The 17,283-nt window shown below is 72.9% G+C and carries 19 protein-coding genes and 1 pseudogene; 9 read left to right on the plus strand and 11 right to left on the minus strand.

Going from position 1 to position 17,283, the window contains the following annotated elements; genetic code table 11:
* Nucleotides 1-50: 50 nt before the first annotated feature.
* The 5 genes from ACQPYN_RS23850 to ACQPYN_RS23870 form a co-directional block, all read right to left on the minus strand.
* Nucleotides 51-902: a CPBP family intramembrane glutamic endopeptidase gene (locus tag ACQPYN_RS23850; RefSeq protein WP_433028541.1), complete on the minus strand. Its 852-nt coding sequence runs from the start codon at nucleotides 900-902 to the stop codon at nucleotides 51-53.
* A gap of 149 nt (nucleotides 903-1,051) precedes the next feature.
* A complete protein-coding gene (locus tag ACQPYN_RS23855; protein ID WP_433028543.1) occupies nucleotides 1,052-1,507 on the minus strand; it encodes a DUF6640 family protein in 456 nt (151 codons plus the stop codon).
* Nucleotides 1,504-2,118 (minus strand): TetR family transcriptional regulator, encoded by a 615-nt coding sequence (locus tag ACQPYN_RS23860; protein ID WP_433028545.1) that lies wholly within the window; start codon nucleotides 2,116-2,118, stop codon nucleotides 1,504-1,506. Before ACQPYN_RS23860 ends, ACQPYN_RS23855 begins: the two co-directional genes overlap by 4 nt.
* A 114-nt stretch (nucleotides 2,119-2,232) precedes the next feature.
* Nucleotides 2,233-3,621, minus strand: a complete 1,389-nt coding sequence (locus ACQPYN_RS23865) for an MFS transporter (protein WP_433028547.1) — start codon at nucleotides 3,619-3,621, stop codon at nucleotides 2,233-2,235.
* Nucleotides 3,622-3,712: 91 nt separating this feature from the next.
* Nucleotides 3,713-5,131 carry an epoxide hydrolase family protein gene (locus ACQPYN_RS23870; RefSeq protein ID WP_433028549.1) on the minus strand — a complete coding sequence of 473 codons (1,419 nt, stop codon included), beginning with the start codon at nucleotides 5,129-5,131 and terminating at the stop codon, nucleotides 3,713-3,715.
* Nucleotides 5,132-5,593: 462 nt separating this feature from the next.
* On the opposite strand from ACQPYN_RS23870, the gene ACQPYN_RS23875 reads away from it, so the two are divergent.
* The 4 genes from ACQPYN_RS23875 to ACQPYN_RS23890 all read left to right on the plus strand — a co-directional run bounded on the left by ACQPYN_RS23875 (nucleotide 5,594) and on the right by ACQPYN_RS23890 (nucleotide 9,131).
* The gene (locus tag ACQPYN_RS23875) at nucleotides 5,594-5,824 is read left to right on the plus strand and encodes a putative signal transducing protein (protein WP_433028551.1); all 231 of its coding nucleotides are present in this window, start codon (nucleotides 5,594-5,596) and stop codon (nucleotides 5,822-5,824) included.
* Nucleotides 5,825-5,858: 34 nt separating this feature from the next.
* Nucleotides 5,859-7,061 carry an epoxide hydrolase family protein gene (locus tag ACQPYN_RS23880; RefSeq protein WP_433028553.1) on the plus strand — a complete coding sequence of 401 codons (1,203 nt, stop codon included), beginning with the start codon at nucleotides 5,859-5,861 and terminating at the stop codon, nucleotides 7,059-7,061.
* The gene (locus ACQPYN_RS23885; protein WP_433028555.1) at nucleotides 7,058-8,038 is read left to right on the plus strand and encodes a hypothetical protein; all 981 of its coding nucleotides are present in this window, start codon (nucleotides 7,058-7,060) and stop codon (nucleotides 8,036-8,038) included. The genes ACQPYN_RS23880 and ACQPYN_RS23885 overlap by 4 nt, the downstream gene beginning before the upstream one ends.
* A 310-nt stretch (nucleotides 8,039-8,348) precedes the next feature.
* On the plus strand, nucleotides 8,349-9,131 hold the full coding sequence (locus ACQPYN_RS23890; protein ID WP_433039013.1) for an SDR family NAD(P)-dependent oxidoreductase: 783 nt from the start codon (nucleotides 8,349-8,351) through the stop codon (nucleotides 9,129-9,131).
* A gap of 27 nt (nucleotides 9,132-9,158) precedes the next feature.
* Here the strand turns inward: ACQPYN_RS23890 and ACQPYN_RS23895 are convergent, their stop codons facing one another.
* The gene (locus ACQPYN_RS23895; RefSeq protein WP_433028557.1) at nucleotides 9,159-9,452 is read right to left on the minus strand and encodes a hypothetical protein; all 294 of its coding nucleotides are present in this window, start codon (nucleotides 9,450-9,452) and stop codon (nucleotides 9,159-9,161) included.
* Nucleotides 9,453-9,637: 185 nt separating this feature from the next.
* Here ACQPYN_RS23895 and ACQPYN_RS23900 point away from each other — a divergent pair, with 185 nt between their 5' ends.
* Nucleotides 9,638-10,402 (plus strand): SDR family oxidoreductase, encoded by a 765-nt coding sequence (locus tag ACQPYN_RS23900; protein WP_433028559.1) that lies wholly within the window; start codon nucleotides 9,638-9,640, stop codon nucleotides 10,400-10,402.
* 17 nt (nucleotides 10,403-10,419) lie between these two features.
* Here ACQPYN_RS23900 and ACQPYN_RS23905 read toward each other — a convergent pair whose 3' ends face one another.
* The 3 genes from ACQPYN_RS23905 to ACQPYN_RS23915 form a co-directional block, all read right to left on the minus strand.
* The gene (locus tag ACQPYN_RS23905; protein ID WP_433028561.1) at nucleotides 10,420-11,034 is read right to left on the minus strand and encodes a dihydrofolate reductase family protein; all 615 of its coding nucleotides are present in this window, start codon (nucleotides 11,032-11,034) and stop codon (nucleotides 10,420-10,422) included.
* Between the two features lie 106 nt (nucleotides 11,035-11,140).
* Nucleotides 11,141-11,491 (minus strand): VOC family protein, encoded by a 351-nt coding sequence (locus ACQPYN_RS23910; protein WP_433028563.1) that lies wholly within the window; start codon nucleotides 11,489-11,491, stop codon nucleotides 11,141-11,143.
* A 17-nt stretch (nucleotides 11,492-11,508) separates the two neighbouring features.
* On the minus strand, nucleotides 11,509-12,747 hold the full coding sequence (locus tag ACQPYN_RS23915; RefSeq protein ID WP_433039015.1) for an FAD-dependent monooxygenase: 1,239 nt from the start codon (nucleotides 12,745-12,747) through the stop codon (nucleotides 11,509-11,511).
* 127 nt (nucleotides 12,748-12,874) lie between these two features.
* On the opposite strand from ACQPYN_RS23915, the gene ACQPYN_RS23920 reads away from it, so the two are divergent.
* The 3 genes from ACQPYN_RS23920 (at nucleotide 12,875) to ACQPYN_RS23930 (ending at nucleotide 14,181) form a co-directional block, all read left to right on the plus strand.
* Entirely contained in the window at nucleotides 12,875-13,444 is a 570-nt protein-coding gene (locus tag ACQPYN_RS23920) for a class I SAM-dependent methyltransferase (RefSeq protein ID WP_433028565.1), read from the plus strand.
* Nucleotides 13,445-13,608: 164 nt separating this feature from the next.
* Entirely contained in the window at nucleotides 13,609-13,854 is a 246-nt protein-coding gene (locus ACQPYN_RS23925) for a PASTA domain-containing protein (protein WP_433028567.1), read from the plus strand.
* A gap of 57 nt (nucleotides 13,855-13,911) precedes the next feature.
* Nucleotides 13,912-14,181 (plus strand): DUF2277 domain-containing protein, encoded by a 270-nt coding sequence (locus ACQPYN_RS23930; protein ID WP_274192013.1) that lies wholly within the window; start codon nucleotides 13,912-13,914, stop codon nucleotides 14,179-14,181.
* Nucleotides 14,182-14,216: 35 nt separating this feature from the next.
* Here the strand turns inward: ACQPYN_RS23930 and ACQPYN_RS23935 are convergent, their stop codons facing one another.
* The gene (locus ACQPYN_RS23935) at nucleotides 14,217-15,308 is read right to left on the minus strand and encodes an SEC-C domain-containing protein (RefSeq protein WP_433028569.1); all 1,092 of its coding nucleotides are present in this window, start codon (nucleotides 15,306-15,308) and stop codon (nucleotides 14,217-14,219) included.
* Nucleotides 15,309-15,345: 37 nt separating this feature from the next.
* Nucleotides 15,346-16,172: pseudogene (locus ACQPYN_RS23940) on the minus strand (SCO6745 family protein).
* A gap of 187 nt (nucleotides 16,173-16,359) precedes the next feature.
* On the opposite strand from ACQPYN_RS23940, the gene ACQPYN_RS23945 reads away from it, so the two are divergent.
* On the plus strand, nucleotides 16,360-17,280 hold the full coding sequence (locus tag ACQPYN_RS23945; RefSeq protein ID WP_433028571.1) for a slipin family protein: 921 nt from the start codon (nucleotides 16,360-16,362) through the stop codon (nucleotides 17,278-17,280).
* Nucleotides 17,281-17,283 lie beyond the last annotated feature (3 nt).

Genomic DNA, 17,283 nt, shown 5'->3' on the forward strand with positions numbered 1-17,283 from the left:
GGCGGCCGAGAGGCGGCCCTGGGCTCTCGCTTGCGTGCGCCCACGGCCGCTCAGCTGCCCACCGAACGGCCGCGATCGAGCGGTGCCGCGCTCGGCACCAGCACCTCGGGATCGCGCACACGGCGCACGAAGCTCGGCCGCCCCGACAGCACCACCGCGCCGACGACGAGCCACTCGAGGACCACCGCGAGGAGCGGCAGCGCCTCGTCACCGGCACTCGTCGCCGCCAGGGGAAGGGCGAAGACATTCATGCTCGCGTGCAGGAGCACGGCGATCAGGACGCTGCCGCGGGTGTGCAGGAAGACCCACGTGAAGATCATCGACTTCGCCATGAGGTCCGCGACGAGCAGCCAGAGGGGGCGTTGGTGGAGGGCAGCACCGGGCGTCCACACGAGCGGCAGGTGCCACGCCGCCCAGATCGCGCCCAGCACCAGGCTCGCCACCAGGGGCGTCCGGCGTGACAGCAGCCGAGGCAGGGCGAAGCCCCGCCAGCCGAGCTCCTCGCCCAGCCCGTCCGTGAGGGCCGCGACGAGGAGGAAGACCGGCAGCGCCGCCCAGTCGCTCGCCGTGAACACGAGGGGATTGCCCGCGTCCCACGCAGCGCCGAGCACCGTGCCCAGGACAGCGACGAGGGCGGCGAACAGCACGGGACCGAGCAGGACGACCACATACCAGCGCCAGCCGACGCGCCACCGCACCAGTCGGGAGAGAAGGTCGCGCAGCGCGCCCCGACCCCCGGTCAGCAGGGCCACGACGATCGCGACCAGCGAGACGGTCCACGTCCAGAGCAGCCCGACGACCCCCACCGGGGCACCGAGCGCCCGGGGTATCCACACGGCCCAGGTCGCGCCCACGGCGAGGACGACGAAGGTGACCAGGGGATACCGGCGGAGGATCCTCATGCCGGTCCGCTGACGGCCCGAGCCGTCCCCCTCGGGAGAGGAGCCGGCGTCGTCATGACCGCACGGTGCGCCCGGGGACGTCGCCGCACCAGCAGGCCAGCCCTCGTCCTCGCGAGGGTTGTCCCCGTGGCCGGACGCCGGCCGGCGGTCTAGCGCTGCCGTCCGGGACGCCGACCACGTCCCAGCGCGAGTGAGGCTCCGAGCACGGCGAGGCAGATCGAGGCCGAGAGGAGGTTGACCTCGACACCCTTGACGGTGTTCGCCGGCGAGTCGCTGAACTCCTCATCGCTCAGCGCCGTGCCCGGGAAGGCCGCGGCGCCGAACATGCCCACGTGCGGTACGGACACGATCGCGGTGGCGAGGACCCGGTTGTGGTCCGGATCGCCGTGCGGTGAGCTCAGCAACCGCAGGCCGAGCCCACCGAGCAGGGCGCTCATGACGATGTACTGCGCGTTGTGGAACTTCGCGTGCGCAGGCCAGCGGGGGTTGCGCATGTGCTGTCGGGCCGTTTCCGGCAGGAGGGCGTCCACGACCACTGCCCCGGCCGCCGTCCCCCCTGCCACCAGGCCGACCATCGCGCGTGATGCGGTCTTCGATGCACTCATGGGAGGTACCTCGCTCGTGATCGTGGCCCCGCCGGGGACGGCCCCGACGGATCGGCCGGTAGGAGGGTGCTGAGGAGGACCATCGCGGCGTCGGTGAGTTCCCCCAGGTCGGCGCCGTCGTCCCCCTCGACCCATCGGGCGTACGCAGTGGCGAACACCTGCACTCCGACGCGCGTCGCGAGTCGGGCCGCAGCCTCCTCGACCCCGCGCCGTTGCAGGGCGTGGATGACCTCGATCGCGATGTCGTTCTGCTTGATCAGCTCGCGTTCCAGCAGTCCCGGGTTGGCCGCGATCACCGCGTGACGCCGGCGCTGGAGCTCCCTGTCGTGACCGGTCCAGTCGAACTCCGTCAGGACGGTGATGACCACCCGGAGCGGCTCCGTGACCTCGGGGGCATCGAGGATCGCCTGCACGAGCGCCGTGCGGATGCGATCCGACTCGGCGAACAGCACCTCGCGCTTGTCCGGGAAGTACCGGAAGAACGTGCGCGTGGTGACACGCGCGCGGTCGGCGATCTCGACGACGCTCGTGTCCTCGAACCCGTGCTCCTCGAACAGCTCCAGGGCGGCCTTCGTGAGTCGGTCCGCGCTGCCCTGTTCCCAGCGGGGCATGGCCTCCCCCTCGCGCTGTCGACGTCGATCTCACCCGACTTCGATGTCGCGGTGTGACATCAACCGTAGCACCTGATGTCGCACCATGACATCAATCGGTGTGACGGTGCTCCCCTACCGCCGCCGTGCGGGGACGCTGACCACGGTGAGGACCGCGGCGAGGAGGTAGCCGGCGGCGCCGAGGGCCATGAACGTGGTGACGCCGGCGGGCAGGCCGGCCACGGCGACGAGCGACCCGGCGATCGCGACCCCCGCGGCCGAGCCGGTCTGCCGGGCCGTGTTGAGGGTCGCCGACGCCGTCCCGGCGTAGTCGGCGGGGGCGGCACCCATCACCGTCGACGTCGCCCCGGTGAGCGTGAACGACGTGCCGAAGCCGCAGGCCACCATGGCGATGACGAGGACCGCGTAGCTCGCCGCGTCGCCCACCACGGCCCAGAGGGTCAGACCGAAGCACGCCGTCAGGAGGCCGACGAGCATGAGGCGCTGGTGGGGGAAGCGGTCGGCCAACCGCCCCGAGAGGGCGGAGGCCACCATCGTCACGGCCATGGCGGGCAGCAGGGCGAGCCCGGCCAGCGCGGCGCTGAAGCCCTCGTGCTGCTGGAAGTAGACGCTGGCGGCGAAGATCATGCCGTAGAAGCCGAAATTGAACAGGAGTCCGATGGCGGTGCCGCCCACCAGCGGTCGGGATCCCACCAGGGGCCTCGGGAGCGGCGGGTGGGCGCCGTAGCGCTCGCGCAGGACGAACACGCCGGCGGCGACGGCGGCGACGACGACGCCGGCGATGACCGCGGGCCCTCGGATGCCCTGGCGACCCACCTCGTTGAGCGCGGCGATCAGGGCGGCCACGGTGACCACGACGGCGGCCTGCCCGAGGGGGTCGATGACACGGCGGGGGTCGCGGGGCGACGGTCCCACCGTCGCGAGCGTGGCGCCCAGGCACAGCAGCCCCACCGGCAGGTTGATGACGAAGACCCAGCGCCACCCGACCGTCGAGGTCAGGACCCCGCCCACGAGCGGACCGGCGGTGGCGGCGACACCCGCGATCGCGCCCCACAGCCCGAACGCGCGCGCCCGGGCCTCCGGCGTCGGATGGACCTGTTGCAGCAGCGCCAGCGAGGCGGGCACCAGCAGGGCCGCGCCGCACCCCTCGACGAGGCGGAACACCGTGAGCGTGAGGGCGTCGCCCGCGACGACGCAGCCCAGGGACGCGCCCGTGAACACGGACACCCCGAGGCAGAACACGCGGCGGTGCCCCCAGCGGTCGCCCAGCGCCCCACCGAGCAGCAGCAGGCCCGCGAACGCGACCGAGTAGCCGTCCACGATCCACTGCAGGTCCGTCAACGACGTGGTGAGCTCGCGCCCGATCGCGGGCGCCGCCACGTTCACGATGGTCACGTCGAGGATGACCATGAAGTAGCCGGAACAGACCGCCAGCAGGGGCGCCAGCGCGACCGCGGCACCCGGCTCGGCAGGGTCACCCACGGAGCCCCGGCTGGCCGTCACGTCGACATCATCCACCCCGCCACCGAACAACTCATCCGCCCCGACATCGTGTTCGGCGAGGTGCTGACGATGCGTGCCGCCCCGGCGTCGGTCAGCGCAGGGAACGGAACGCGGCGCGGACCTCGGTGGAGAAGAGCGCAGGCTCTTCCCAGGCGGCGAAGTGACCGCCCCTGTCGGCCTCGTTGAAGGAGGCGAGGCCGGGATAGACGGTCTCGACCCAGCTCCGCGGGGCAGCCCAGATCTCGTCGGGGAAGGTCGTGAAGCCGACCGGGACCGACACCGGTGGTGGGGCCTGGCCCGCCGCACGGGCGACGAACTGCGCGAACTCCCAGTACCACCGGGCGGCTGAGGCGCCGGTGCCCGTGAGCCAGTACAGCGTGATGTTGTCGAGGACGCTGTCCCGGGTGAGATGGCCGACGGGCTCGCGGTCGACGAACGCGCGGGAGATCTTGTAGTAGCTGTCCGTGTCGTGGTCGAGCATCCACGCCGCCAGCCCGACGGGCGAATCCAGCAGGGCGTAGCCGATCGTCTGCGGTCGGGTGGACTGCTCGAGGAAGTAGCCGAAACCGTCCGTCGTGAACGTGGTGAGCGCGGCCAGCGCCGTCCGTTCCGGCTCGGTGCCCGCCGGCAGCACGTCCTTGATACCGATCGCCCCGGCGAGCAGATTGACGTGGATGCCGAGCAACCCCTCGGGTGCCTGGCGCCCCATCGCGTCGGTCACGGCGGCGCCCACGTCGCCGCCCTGGGCGACGTAGCGGGTGTAGCCGAGGCGGACCATCAGCTCCGCCCAGGCCCGGGCGATGCGGCCGGCGTCCCAGCCGAGCTCGGTCGGCTCGCCTGAGAAGCCGTAGCCGGGCAGGGACGGCAGCACCAGATGGAAGGCGTCCGCCGGGGTCCCGCCGTGCGCGGTCGGGTCGACCAGCGGGCCGACCGCGTCGAGCAGTTCGACGACCGAACCAGGCCAGCCGTGCGTCATGATCAACGGCATCGCGTCCTCGTGTCGCGACCTGACGTGGATGAAATGGACATCGACGCCGTCGATCGTGGTCGTGAACTGCGGAAGAGCGTTCAGCCTCGCCTCGCAGCGCCGCCAGTCGTACTCGCTCGTCCAGTAGCGCGCGAGTTCCCGGACCGTCTCCCGTTGCACGCCCTGCGAGCGATCGGACACGAGTTCCCTGGTGGGCAGACGTGTCGCCAGCACGCGTCGGCGGAGGTCGTCGAGGTCCTCCTGCGCGACCTCGACGCGGAACGGGTGTATCTCGGGGCGGGTGCCGGTGGGGATCTGGGTATCGGTGGGTGCCGACATGGAATCTCCTGACAGGGAACAGCGGATGGCGTCGAGGTGTGCCCCCGGTCGGCATCGAGACGATTCCGCTGAACCCGAGCTCTCTACGCGGCACTCGACGGACGGCTCACGAGGGCGCCGGCTGGCCGTCCTGCGACGCAGCCGACCGCCAAGAGGCGCTACGCCGACACGAATGCGACGTCGCGCGCCGATCTCCGCGAGCACTGACTCCGATCGCCGGGCACTCCGACAGCAGAATCGGAGGGAGTCGTCCTGGCCACTACGTCACTCTCTCCGAGCAAACCCGCGAATGGAGAACCGTACTCCTGGACGTCCCGTCGCTGGGAGGCGTCGACTCCAGGAGGGAACGTGTGCCGATGCTGTTCGACCCGTCGGCGGCACGATCTCTCCTCCATCGGAGGGAGGAAACGAGAATTCGCGCACGGGGAGTGCCCGAAACGTCACGCTCGGGCACGAATTCACCAATCGGTCTCTCCGATGGTGATCCGCTGATCGTATCGCCCGGCCGGTCGGCGGCTGTTCGGCGGTACGCCCGCGCCGTTCGCAGACGCTAGCGTTCGCCGGCGCGACACGTGGCGCATCCGTCAACGCAGGGGGCGGCGCCGGTGTTCGGCGCCCGGACCCGGGTGCCTCGTCCCGGACTCCTGCGCGCGTTCCGGAGCGAGCATGTCTCCCACCGTCTCCGCGGCCGTCGTCACCAGCCGCATCGAGGCCGAGCTGATCGCCGGCTTCCTGCGGGACCACGACATCCGCGCCGCCGTGGCGGCGGACGACGCCGGTGGCCAGGAACCCGAGTTGCAGCTGCAGGGAGTCCGCGTCCTCGTGGACTCCTCCGACGAGGCCTCCGCGCGTCGTCTGCTGGCCGCCGTCGAGGACGGCGCCGATCCCGGCGAGTAGCCGCCGACCCGAACCCCACCGCAAGGAGCACGTCATGGCCACGCGCGCATCGAGCACGGCGACCGCCGAGCGGGAGATCCGACCCTTCACCATCGACGTCCCCGAGGAACAGCTCGCCGACCTGCGGCGTCGCATCACCGCGACGAGGTGGCCCGACCGGGAGACGGATCCCTCGCAGGGCGTGCAGCTCGACACCATCCGGGCGCTGGCCGGCTACTGGGCGAGCGAGTACGACTGGCGCGCCTTCGAACGCCGGTTCGCGGCCCTGCCGCACTTCGTCACCGAGATCGACGGCGTCGACATCCACTTCATCCACGTCCGCTCCGAGCACCCGGACGCGATGCCGCTCATCGTCACGCACGGGTGGCCGGGCTCGACCGTCGAACAACTCAAGATCATCGATCCGCTCACCCGCCCCACGGAGTACGGGGCGAGCGCGTCGGACGCCTTCGACCTGGTGATCCCGTCGCTGCCCGGCTACGGGTTCTCGGGGCGACCGACGGAGACCGGCTGGGACCCCGTGCGCATCGCGCGAGCGTGGGTGGAGCTGATGGGCCGGCTCGGCTACACGAGGTTCGTCGCGCAGGGCGGCGACTGGGGCAACGCCGTCACGGAGCAGATGGCGCTCCTGAAGCCGCCGGGGCTGCTCGGCATCCACACGAACATGCCGGCGACGGTCCCGCCGGAGATCTCGAAGGCGCTCGCCGTCGGGGACCCGGCGCCGCCCGGCCTCGCCCCCGCCGAGGAGAAGGCGTACGAGGTCCTCGCCCACTTCTTCGCGACCGGCGTCGGCTACGCCGGCGAGATGGCGAACCGGCCGCAGACGCTCTACGGCATCGCGGACTCCCCCGTCGGCCTGGCCGCGTGGATGCTCGACCACGACGTCCGCAGCTACGAGCTCATCGCGAGCGCCTTCGCCGGACGACCCGGCGGGCTCTCGCGGGACGACGTCCTCGACAACATCACCCACTACTGGCTGACCAACACCGCGATCTCCTCCGGGCGGCTCTACTGGGAGAGCAAGCTCGCCTTCTTCGACGTCAAGGGCGTGGAGATCCCGGTCGGCGTGACGGTCTTCCCCGACGAGCTCTACCCGGCCCCGAGGAGCTGGGCGGAGCGGGCCTACCCACAGCTCATCCACTTCAACGAGGTCGGCGAGGGCGGTCACTTCGCCGCCTGGGAGCAGCCGCAGACCTTCGCGGAGGAGATGCGGACGACCTTCCGGTCGCTGCGGTGACCAGGACCGCGGAGCTCCCGGTCGAGGGTGTGTTCCCGCCGCTCGACGGGGCGACGACGTGGCTGAACTCCGCTCCGCTGACGCCCGAGGAGCTGCGCGGGAAGGTCGTCGCCGTCCAGTTCTGCACCTTCTCCTGCATCAACTGGCTGCGCACCGTGCCGTACGTGAAGGCCTGGGCGGAGGAGTACGGGCCCGGGCTGACGGTGGTGGGCGCCCACTCCCCCGAGTTCCCGTTCGAGCACGACCCCGAGAACATCCGGTCGGCGCTCGCCGCGATGGGCATCGGCTACCCGGTGGCCGTCGACAACGACTTCGCGGTCTGGCGCGCCTTCGACAACGCCTACTGGCCGGCGCTGTACGTCGTCGACGCGCAGGGACGGGTGCGCTACCACCACTTCGGTGAGGAGGCCTACGAGCGGTCGGAGCGGGCCATCCGGCAGCTGCTCGCCGAAGCCGGGCACGACGTGGACCCGGAGCTGGTCCACGTCGAGGCGGACGGGGTGTACCTCGCCGCCGACTGGCCGCGGCTGGGATCGCCGGAGACCTACGTCGGCTACGCGCGAGCCACCGGGTTCGCCTCGCCGGGCGGATTCGCCCTCGACCGCAGCCGGGTCTACCCCGAGCCGGAGCGGCTCCGGTTGAACCACTGGTCGCTCGCCGGCGCGTGGACCGCGGGCAGGCAGGTCATGGTCCTGGACGAGCCCGGCGGCCGGATCGTGCACCGTTTCCGGGCCCGGGACGTCAACCTCGTGATGGGCGGCCGGGCGGACGGTGGGCCGGTGCGCTTCCGGGTGACGCTGGACGGCGAACCACCGCGCAGCGCCCGGGGGCTGGACGTCGACGAGGACGGCTCCGGGACCGCCCGCGAGGAGCGGCTCCACCAGCTGATCCGGCAGGACGGAGCGATCCGCGACCGGACCGTCGAGATCACCTTCACCGACGCCGGGGCCCGCGCCTACGTGTTCACGTTCGGCTGAGGGCGAGGTCGCCTGCCGGCAGGCGCACCCCTGACGCGCCGTCGAGAACGCACCGTCCGCCGCCGCGTGGGCGTAGGTTCGGGGAGTCGGCCCCGAGAGCCGGCGTCCGTTCTCCGGGCACCCGTGATCCGGGCGAGCCCGTGCCCCCGACCCCGTCGCTCACCAGTGGTAGCGGCGGGGTCGTGTCGTGTCGTGGGGTCTCCCGCCGAGGCGATCGCCGGTAGTCAATCGTCACCTGCCCGGCATGCGGTGCCGCTAGCGTCGACCTCCGTCCGCCGCTTCGCCCGAGCTGAGGAGACCTCTCGTGGACATGCACCTGGCGGGCAAGGTCGCCGTCGTCACCGGCGCGAGCAAGGGCATCGGGCTGGCCGTGACCCGGGCGCTGGTCGCCGAGGAGGTGCGGGTGGCCGCCGGCGCCCGCACGACCAGCGACGAGCTCGCGGCACTGACGGCGGACGGGACGGTCGTGCCCGTCCTGGGCGACCTCTCGGCCCCGGACGGTCCGGCGGCGCTGGTCGACGAGGCGGTGCGGACGTTCGGGGCGATCGACGTGCTGGTCAACAACGTGGGCGCCGTGACACCGCGGCTCGACGGCTTCCTCGCCATCGACGACGCGGAGTGGGAGCGCACCCTCGCGATCAACTTCCTCACGGCGGTGCGGGCGACCCGGGCGGCGCTGCCTCACCTGCTCGAGCGCGCCCCGTCCACCATCGTCACCGTCTGCTCGGTGAACTCCTTCCTCCCCGACCCGACGGTGGTCGACTACAGCGCCGCGAAGGCCGCGCTGGCCAACCTGAGCAAGTCGCTGTCCAAGGAGTTCGGCCCCCGCGGCGTCCGGGTCAACACCGTGAGCCCGGGGCCGGTCGAGACCGCGCTGTGGCTCGGGGACCAGGGCGTGGCGGCCACGCTCGCCGGTCCCGGTGGGCGGGAGCCGGAGGCCATCGCCAAGGAGGCCGTCGCGGGGGCCGCCACGGGGCGGTTCACCCGTCCCGACGAGGTCGCCGACGTCGTCGTCCTGCTCGCCGGCGGCCGGGCCGGGAACGTCACCGGCTCCGACGTCGTCATCGACGGCGGCCTGGTGACCACCTTGTGACCACGACGAGGCGGGCGGATGCCCGTCTCACGAGGGCTGCTCGAGGGGGCTGCCCACAGTATCCAGGTGCTGCCGGAGGATCATCAGGGTCCGGTCGCCGAGCTCCGACGGTACGGTCCCGGTCTCGCCGAGCCGCCGCTCGTGGTCGGCGAGGACCCGACGGGCGGCCTCGACGAGCGAGACGCCGCCGAACTGGGCCTTGAAGTCGAGGCTCACGGCGGCCTGCTCGGTCGGCACGCCGAGCACGACCGCCAGCACACCCTCGGCCTGGTGGACCGTCGCCTGATCGCGGACGGCCTCGGTGATCTCGCTGGTCTCCATCGACAACCCCGACGTACTCGTGCCGCGACGGAACGCGGCTGGTGGTCGGCGGGGGCTGGGCCGAGAGATCGACACTTTCACCATCGCCCATCCCCGGCCTCGATGCCACCCGATGTGCGGTCCCGCACGATGTCACCACGGGACGGTGCCGCCGCGGGACGCCGGGACGACGGAGGAGAGCACGGATGGACGGGCAACGGGTGCTGGTGACCGCGGGCGCGGCGGGGATCGGGCTGGCGGTCACGGAGGCGTTCGTCGCCGCCGAGGCTCGGGTGCACATCGTGGATCTCGACGCGGCCGCCCTTGCCGAGGCGACCGGGCGCTCCGCGGCGACGACGGGCACGGTCGGCGACGTCACCGATCCCGCCGCGGTGGAGCGCCTGTTCGCCGACGTCGAGCGCGAGCTCGGCGGCCTGGACGTGCTCGTCAACAACGCGGGCGTCGCCGGGCCGACGGCGTCCGTGGAGGACTACGACGCCGAGGCCTGGAACAGCGTGCTGGCCGTCAACCTCACGGCCACCTTCGTGATCACACAGCGCGCGATCCCCCTGCTCAAGCGGTCCGACCGCGGGTCGATCATCATCATGAGCTCGGTGGCGGGCCGTTTCGGCTACCCGAACCGCGTGGCGTACTCGACGACCAAGTGGGGGCTGGTCGGGTTCGCCAAGACCCTCGCCCTCGAGCTCGGCCCCCACGGCATCACCGCGAACACGATCCATCCCGGGGCCGTCGCCGGCCCCCGCATCGAGCGCGTGCTCGCCGGTCGCGCCCAGGTGGCAGGGACCGACGTCGAGACCGAGCGCGCCAGAGCCCTCGACAACCAGTCGGTCAGGGAGCTCACCGATCCCGCCGACGTCGGCGCCCTGGCCGTCTTCCTCGCCGGACCGCACGGTCGCTCGATCTCCGGCCAGGTGCTCCCGATCGACGGCGACTCGAAGTCCGCCCAGTGATCGCGCCGACGCCGCGGTCAGCCGCCGGCGGCGACCCGGCGGTAGCGGATGTGCGTGGCCAGCGGCGAGTGGAGCACCTCGACGGGCTCGAAGTCGAAGGAGTCGACGCCCTCGAACATGCGCTCGCCGGCACCGAGCAGGGTGGGGGCGATGTCGAGGCTGAACTCGTCGATCACGCCGGCGTTCAGCGCCTGCCGGACGGTGGAGGCGCCCCCGGCGATGTCCACGCCCTTGTCGCCCGCGGTCTCGGACGCCTGCGCGTACGCCGCATCGAAGCCCTCGGTGACGAAGTGGAACGTCGTCCCACCCTCCATCTCGATCGGTTCGTGGGCGTGATGGGTGAGCACGAACACCGGCGCGTGGTACGGCGGTTCGGCGCCCCACCAGCCGCGCCAGTCCTCGTCCCACTCCCCGCGGATCGGCCCGAACATGTTCCGGCCCATGACGTAGGCCCCGCGGGGGCGCATGAGCCACCCGGTCGCGATCTCGTCGGCCTCGGTCGCCCGCGGGTCCCCGATGTGCCACCCGTGCACCTCGATGCCCCGCTTCCCGAGCGGGTCGTCGCGGCTCTGGTCCGGCCCGGCGACGAAGCCGTCGAGTGAGATCGACATGTGGCAGGTGGTGTCCGACATCAGCACTCCCGAGTGATTGCGAGTTGCAACCGGTCGGGACACGCTAGCAGTCGGATCAGCCCGGCGGACGGGTGCGTCGGCCCCGTCCTCCCCGGCGGGACCTGGGCTACGCGGACCCGTACACCACCAGCGTGTTGCCCCACGGATCGCGAGCGACGGCGCGCACCTCGTGCGGACCGGTCTCCGCGGGGCGGACGACCGTGCCGCCGGCCTGCTCGAGCGCGACGAGCGTCGCCGCGACGTCGGCGACCTTGAACGACGCCGCCGGCACACCGCCGGTGATGTCCTCCTCCGGCGCGGCGAGCGCCAGCGTCGTCCCGTTGCCGTCGAGCGCGGCGTAGCGGTCGCCGTCCACGAACCTCGTCGGCAACCCGAAGGCCGTCGCATAGAAGTCGACGGCTGCGGCGACGTCGGCGACCGGGTGCAGCACGTTGCCGATACGAGCGGGTGTCGTCATGACGCGCAGCCTAGGAACTACGCGGTGGTCCCGAGAGTGCTCGACGCGCTGCGCGTGCCGACCGAGGAGGACCCGTCACCGGTGCGGGGGCCGGAGTCCGGCACCCCGGCGTAGTCGGGCAGCTCGGGGCCGGTGACCGCACGCTCGATGAGCTCGGTGAACCACTCCGAGGTGAAGTCCGGGAGCGGCTCGGGGTCCGGCCCGGGGACGTCGCGGGTGCGCGCGTTCAGCCGGCCGATCTCCTGGTTGGCCTCGACGAACGAGCGCATCCGCGCCTCGTAGCCGGCGAACCCGGCCTCCGGATCCCATCCGGCGGCGGCCAGCTCCCCGGCGAGCATGTACGCGCCGACCAGCGCCAGCCCGGTGCCCTGCCCGGACATCGGCGACGAGCTGAACGCCGCGTCCCCGAGCAGCCCCACCCGTGCGCTCGACCAGCGGTCCATCACGACCTGGGCGACCTGGTCGAGGTAGAAGTCCGGGGTGTCGTCGAGGTGCTCGAGGATGCGCGGGGTCCACCAGCCGTACCCCGCCATCCGCTCGCGCAGCAGCCGCTTCTGGGCCCCGACGTCGCGGTGGTCGACGTCGTGGTCGGCCGCGGGGAAGGAGAACATCGCCATGGCCTCGTGGGCCTCGTGGATGGGCCGCAGGCCGGCGGAGCGCCCGTTCTCCTGGTACTCGATCAGCCAGCGGTCCAGACCGAACTCGTTGGGCACGCTGTAGAAGGCGAGCACGTGTCCGAGGTGGCGGACGAACCGCTCGCGCGGCCCGAAGACCATCGCCCGCAGCGCCGAGTGCAGCCCGTCGGCCCCGACGACCAGGTCGAAGCGCCGCCGGTCGCCGCCCTCGAAGGCCACGTCGACCCCGTCCGCGTCCTGGGTGAGCTCGACGATGCGATCGCCGAAGAGGTACTCGACGTCGTCGCGGGTGTCGTCGTACAGCACCCGAGCCAGGTCCCCGCGCAGGATCTCGATCTCCGCGATGAACCCGTCGCCGCCGTCGTCCTCCGCGCTGAAGGTCTCCAGCACGTTGCCGTCCGCGTCCACGCTGTGGGCCCCGGCGGTGACGGTGCGGGCCGCGCGCACCTGCGCGTCCAGCCCCATGAGCCGGATGACCTCCTTGGCCACCCCGCGCGCGTCCACCGCCTGCCCGCCGGGACGCAGCCCGGGGGCCCGCTCCACCACGGTGACCTCGGCTCCTCGCCGACGCAGCCAGTGGGCCAGCGCGGGCCCCGCGATGCTCGCCCCCGCCACCAACACCCTCGTGCCGCTCACTGCGCCCCCTGCTCGCCCGCTCCGACCACGGGTCCGGACCCTACGGTGGCCCCCCGACACGGCAGCTCCGGCCGACGGTGGTCCGGACCTGGTCCGAGGGCAGGATGTGCCCGTGAACGACGAGCACCTCCGGTTCTGCGCGAGCGCCGAGTGGGCGGCCGTGGTCCGCGACGAGCTCCTGCCCTGGGTCCTCGGGGACGAGGGTCTGGGCGACGACGTGCTCGAGCTCGGCGCAGGGCCCGGGCTCGTGACCGACCTGCTGGTCGAGCGCGCGGCCCGCGTCACCGCCGTGGAGCTCGACCCCGCGCTCGCGGCGGCCCTGGAGGAGCGGATGGCCGGGCACCCCGTCGAGGTCGTCACCGCCGACGCCACGGCCCTGCCGTTCGAGGACGGGCGCTTCTCGGCCGCCGCCTGCTTCACGATGCTGCACCACGTCCCGACGCGGCAGCTCCAGGACCTCGTGCTGGCCGAGGCCCGGCGGGTCCTGCGACCCGGCGGGCTCCTGGTGGGCACCGACGGCGAGGACACCCCGGCCCGGCGCGCCCTGCACGTCGACGACGTCTTCGTCCCCTCCGACCCCGCCGAGCTGCCCGCGCGCCTGCGGGCCGCCGGGTTCGTCGACGTCGTGGTCGACAGCACCGGCGACCGCTTCCGGTTCCGGGCCGCCGTCCCGGCGCGTTGATGCGGGAACCCGCCGTCTCAACCCCCCGGGCACGGTGACGTTCGGCCGATCGGTCCGGGGATGACGGTGCCGCGCGCCGGTGTTGCACAGGACATCGGGCCCGGGTCCCCTGCAGTCCCCCGGTCCCCTGTCCGACCGGCACCACCGGTCAGGAGGAGCACCACATGACCGACGTCAGCCCCGCCAGCACCGAGCCCACCACCGGCAACGTCCGCACCGTGCGGGTGCCCGAGCTGGTCGGGGTCCCGGCCATCGACGCCCACGACCGTGCCCTCGACGCCGGCGTGCTCGCCGTCGCGGAGAACGCCACCCACACCGCGAGCGGCCGGAGCCTCATCCACCGCCAGGACCCCGACCCGGGCGCCGAGGTCGAGCACGGAGCCATCGTGCGGATCTGGGTCAGCTCCTGATCCGGTAGCCACGCCGGGGGCTCGAACCGCGCCGCTCGGTGGGGCACGATTCGCAGCATGTGCCGCAACATCCGGGTCCTGCACAACTTCGAGCCCCCGGCCACCGACGCCGAGGTGCACGAGGCCGCCCTCCAGTACGTGCGCAAGATCAGCGGAGCGGCGCGGCCCTCGAAGGCGAACGAGGACGCCTTCGCCAGGGCCGTCGCCGAGGTCACGGCGAGCACCCGCGTGCTCCTCGACCAGCTGGTCACCACCGCACCGCCGAAGGACCGCGAGGTCGAGGCGGACAAGGCACGGGAGCGGGCCCGCGAGCGCTACGCCCGCTGATCAGCCCGCGGACGGGTCACTCAGGGGGCCACCGCTCAGCGCGCCCTGCTCCGCGGGCCGGGACGGCGCTGGATGACGCGTTCCGACGACGTCGGCGCAGCGACCGGCGGGCGTGTGGCCTCCGGCTGCACGGGCTCCGGCTCGACCGACCCCGGCTCGACGGACCCCGGCTCGACCGCCGCGGGCGGCGGCGCGTCCTCGGCCCGGTCGCGCCCCCGGGGCAGACAGCACTTCTTGTACTTCGCGCGTGAGCCGCACCAGCACGGGTCGTTGCGGCCCGGGGGCCACGGGAGGCGAGGTCCGGGCTCCGGGGCGGTGCCCTCGTCGTCGTCCTCCGACAGCATCGCGGCGAGCAGCCCCGGGGTCGCCACCTCGACCTCGAGGACCTCGCCCTCGGCGTCGGCGGCCTGCAGCTCGCCCTCGACGATCGCCCGGTGGGCGTCCCAGTCGCGCCCGAGCTCGTCGGCCGCCTCCGGCTGGGCGGCCAGGAGCTGGAGGAACGCCGCCTCCGGGTAGAACACCAGGTCCGGCGCGGCGTCGAGGTCGTCGGCGAGCGTGTCGTACTCGTCGGGCACGCGACCGAGCCCGGCACGGACGTCGCGGCGGGTCATGACCAGCTCGTCCACCACCGCCGCCACCTCGAGCTGCTCCTCGGAGCCGTCGGTCGCCCGGTCCTCGCGTTCGATCGCGGTGAGCATGGCGGCCGTGACCCACTGCTCGGCGAGCTCGGCGCGCCCGGTCTCGGTGAGCGCCTCGACGACCGGCCCCACGGCGTCGACGTCGCGGTGCAGGAGGGGCCGCAGCGCCGCGAGTGCCGCCATCCCCTCGTCCTCACGTCCGAGACGCAGGAGGCGCTCCGCGTGGATCGCCTGCAGCCACGTCGCGTCGACGGTCCCCTCGCCCGTCGTGGCCGCCCGGGCCGAGAGGGCGAGAGCGCCCTCGTGGTCCCCGGCGAGCTCGCGGGCCTCGGCGGCGAGGCTCAGCGCGTAGCCGGCGTCGTCGGGGTCGGCCAGCCGGCCCCCCTCGACCGCGGCGACCAGCTCGACGGCGAAGGGACGTGGATCGCGCGCGGCCTGCGCGTCGGCACCGATGGCGTCGAGATCGTCCGCGGTCAGGAGAGGGGCCACCGGCGCAACGTAGTCCCGGCCCGCCCGCCGCCGCCGGTCACTGCGACCCGGCGGCCACCAACGTCGCGGTGAGGGGCTCGAGCTCGGCGATCAGCTCGTCGAGCTCGGCGGGGGTCAGGGCGTCGTAGGGCGGGGTGGCGAGCTCGTCGGTCATGGCCTCGATGCGCTGCTGGGTCTCGCGGCCGGCGTCGGTGAACCGGCCGTCGGCGTCGACGAGCCCGCGGTCGCGCAGGCCGGCCATGACCGCGGCGAGCCGCTTCTTCGGCAGGTGGTGGATGCGTCCGAACGACTCCGCCGGGTAGATACCGTGCGCCAGCGCACTGAGCACGTGGGCCTCCGTGCCGCCGACGCCCGCCGCGAGCAGCGCGGTGACGTGCCCGTCACCGCGGTGCTCGCGCAGCATCGTCGCGGCGTGCCACAGGCGGGTGACCGGGTCGCCGGGCATCTCCAGGGCGCGCCATCCGGCGTACATCACCCGGCCCTCGGTGGGCGCGCCCGTCGCCGCCTTCGTCGCCAGGTCGGCGGCGCGCACCAGGCCCGGGAGTCGGCCAGCTCCGCACCGAGGATCCGGCGCACCGACGCCGCGCTGCCCCGTCGCCACGCGGCGAACGACGTCTCGGGCGGGACCGTCTCCCACGCGCTCGGGATGTGCCGCGCGGCCTCCCCCTCGGCGAAGCTGTAGAACGCCGCGTGCACGACCTGGGCCGGCACCCGCCCCAGCGGCGCGGCGCGGGCGGCGAAGTAGCCGTCCCAGTACGTGCGGTGCCCGAGCGCGGCCAGCTCCTCGTTCGACTCGTCGGCGAAGTAGGTGACCAGGCAGATCGGCTCCAGGAGCTCGAACATGTGACGGGCGGTGCGGGTCATGGCGGGTGCCTCTCCCTCGGTGGCGGGCCTTCACCACGACGACGAACGCGCTCCCCCCGTTTTCGACACCGGCCCTCGGCGCTCACGCCCCGCGGCGCAGGACCGGTCGGCGTAGGGTCGATCCCACCGGCGGAGTTGGCCCCGGACCTCGGCGGACCCCGTCCCTTTCTCGTTGGGCGGAGTTCCCGTGAGTGCCTTGTTGATCTCCCTTGTCGTCGTCGTCCTGGTCCTGCTGGTGCTCACCACGGCGAGCGTGCGGCTCGTGCAGCAGTACGAGCGAGGTGTCGTGCTGAGGTTCGGCCGCCTCCTGCCGGACATCCGTCAGCCGGGCCTGCGCCTGCTGATCCCGTTCGCCGACCGGATGGCCAAGCTCTCGGTGCAGACGGTCGTCCTCGACGTGCCGTCGCAGAGCACCATCACCCGCGACAACGTCACCATCGGGGTCGACGCGGTCGTCTACTTCCGCGTCGACGACCCCGTCCGGGCTGTGATCAACGTCCAGAACTACCTGCAGGCGACCTCCCAGGTCGCGCAGACCTCGCTGCGTTCGGTCATCGGCCGCGCCGACCTGGACACGCTGCTCTCGGACCGCGACCGGATCAACGGCGAGCTCAAGGACGTCATCGACGCCCCCACCGAGGAGTGGGGCATCAGCATCGACCGCGTCGAGATCAAGGACATCTCGCTGCCGGAGGGCATGCGGCGGTCGATGTCGCGCCAGGCCGAGGCCGAGCGCGACCGGCGGGCCCGCGTGATCAACGCCGACGGTGAGCTCCAGGCCTCGACCAAGCTGTCCCAGGCCGCCGCGGCCATGGGCGAGACCCCGGGCGCGCTGCAGCTGCGCCTGCTCCAGACCGTGGCCGACGTGGCGTCGGAGAAGAACAGCACGCTGGTGATGCCGTTCCCGGTCGAGCTGCTGCGCTTCTTCGAGAACCGCAGCGGCGACCCCGTGCCGGCGACCACCGCCACTCCGGCGCCGGTGCCCGCGTCGGAACCGGACGCGGACGCCCCGGCCGCCCTCGAGACCACGCCGACGACGGACGCGCCCACCAACGGCGCCGTCGTCCCGTCGAACGTGACCGACCTCCAGGACGAGGGCGACCGCTGAGGG

It is taken from the genome of Actinomycetospora sp. CA-053990, assembly GCF_050948445.1.
Lineage (GTDB): Bacteria > Actinomycetota > Actinomycetes > Mycobacteriales > Pseudonocardiaceae > Actinomycetospora > Actinomycetospora callitridis.

Excerpts from the sequence above, each read along its gene's own strand:
- ACQPYN_RS23850 (WP_433028541.1), bottom strand. The coding sequence starts at position 902 with ATGAGGATCCTCCGCCGGTATCCCCTGGTCACCTTCGTCGTCCTCGCC.
- ACQPYN_RS23855 (WP_433028543.1), bottom strand. The coding sequence starts at position 1,507 with ATGAGTGCATCGAAGACCGCATCACGCGCGATGGTCGGCCTGGTGGCA.
- ACQPYN_RS23860 (WP_433028545.1), bottom strand. The coding sequence starts at position 2,118 with ATGCCCCGCTGGGAACAGGGCAGCGCGGACCGACTCACGAAGGCCGCC.
- ACQPYN_RS23875 (WP_433028551.1), top strand. The coding sequence starts at position 5,594 with ATGTCTCCCACCGTCTCCGCGGCCGTCGTCACCAGCCGCATCGAGGCC.
- ACQPYN_RS23880 (WP_433028553.1), top strand. The coding sequence starts at position 5,859 with ATGGCCACGCGCGCATCGAGCACGGCGACCGCCGAGCGGGAGATCCGA.
- ACQPYN_RS23890 (WP_433039013.1), top strand. The coding sequence starts at position 8,349 with ATGCACCTGGCGGGCAAGGTCGCCGTCGTCACCGGCGCGAGCAAGGGC.
- ACQPYN_RS23895 (WP_433028557.1), bottom strand. The coding sequence starts at position 9,452 with ATGGAGACCAGCGAGATCACCGAGGCCGTCCGCGATCAGGCGACGGTC.
- ACQPYN_RS23900 (WP_433028559.1), top strand. The coding sequence starts at position 9,638 with ATGGACGGGCAACGGGTGCTGGTGACCGCGGGCGCGGCGGGGATCGGG.
- ACQPYN_RS23905 (WP_433028561.1), bottom strand. The coding sequence starts at position 11,034 with ATGTCGGACACCACCTGCCACATGTCGATCTCACTCGACGGCTTCGTC.
- ACQPYN_RS23910 (WP_433028563.1), bottom strand. The coding sequence starts at position 11,491 with ATGACGACACCCGCTCGTATCGGCAACGTGCTGCACCCGGTCGCCGAC.
- ACQPYN_RS23925 (WP_433028567.1), top strand. The coding sequence starts at position 13,609 with ATGACCGACGTCAGCCCCGCCAGCACCGAGCCCACCACCGGCAACGTC.
- ACQPYN_RS23930 (WP_274192013.1), top strand. The coding sequence starts at position 13,912 with ATGTGCCGCAACATCCGGGTCCTGCACAACTTCGAGCCCCCGGCCACC.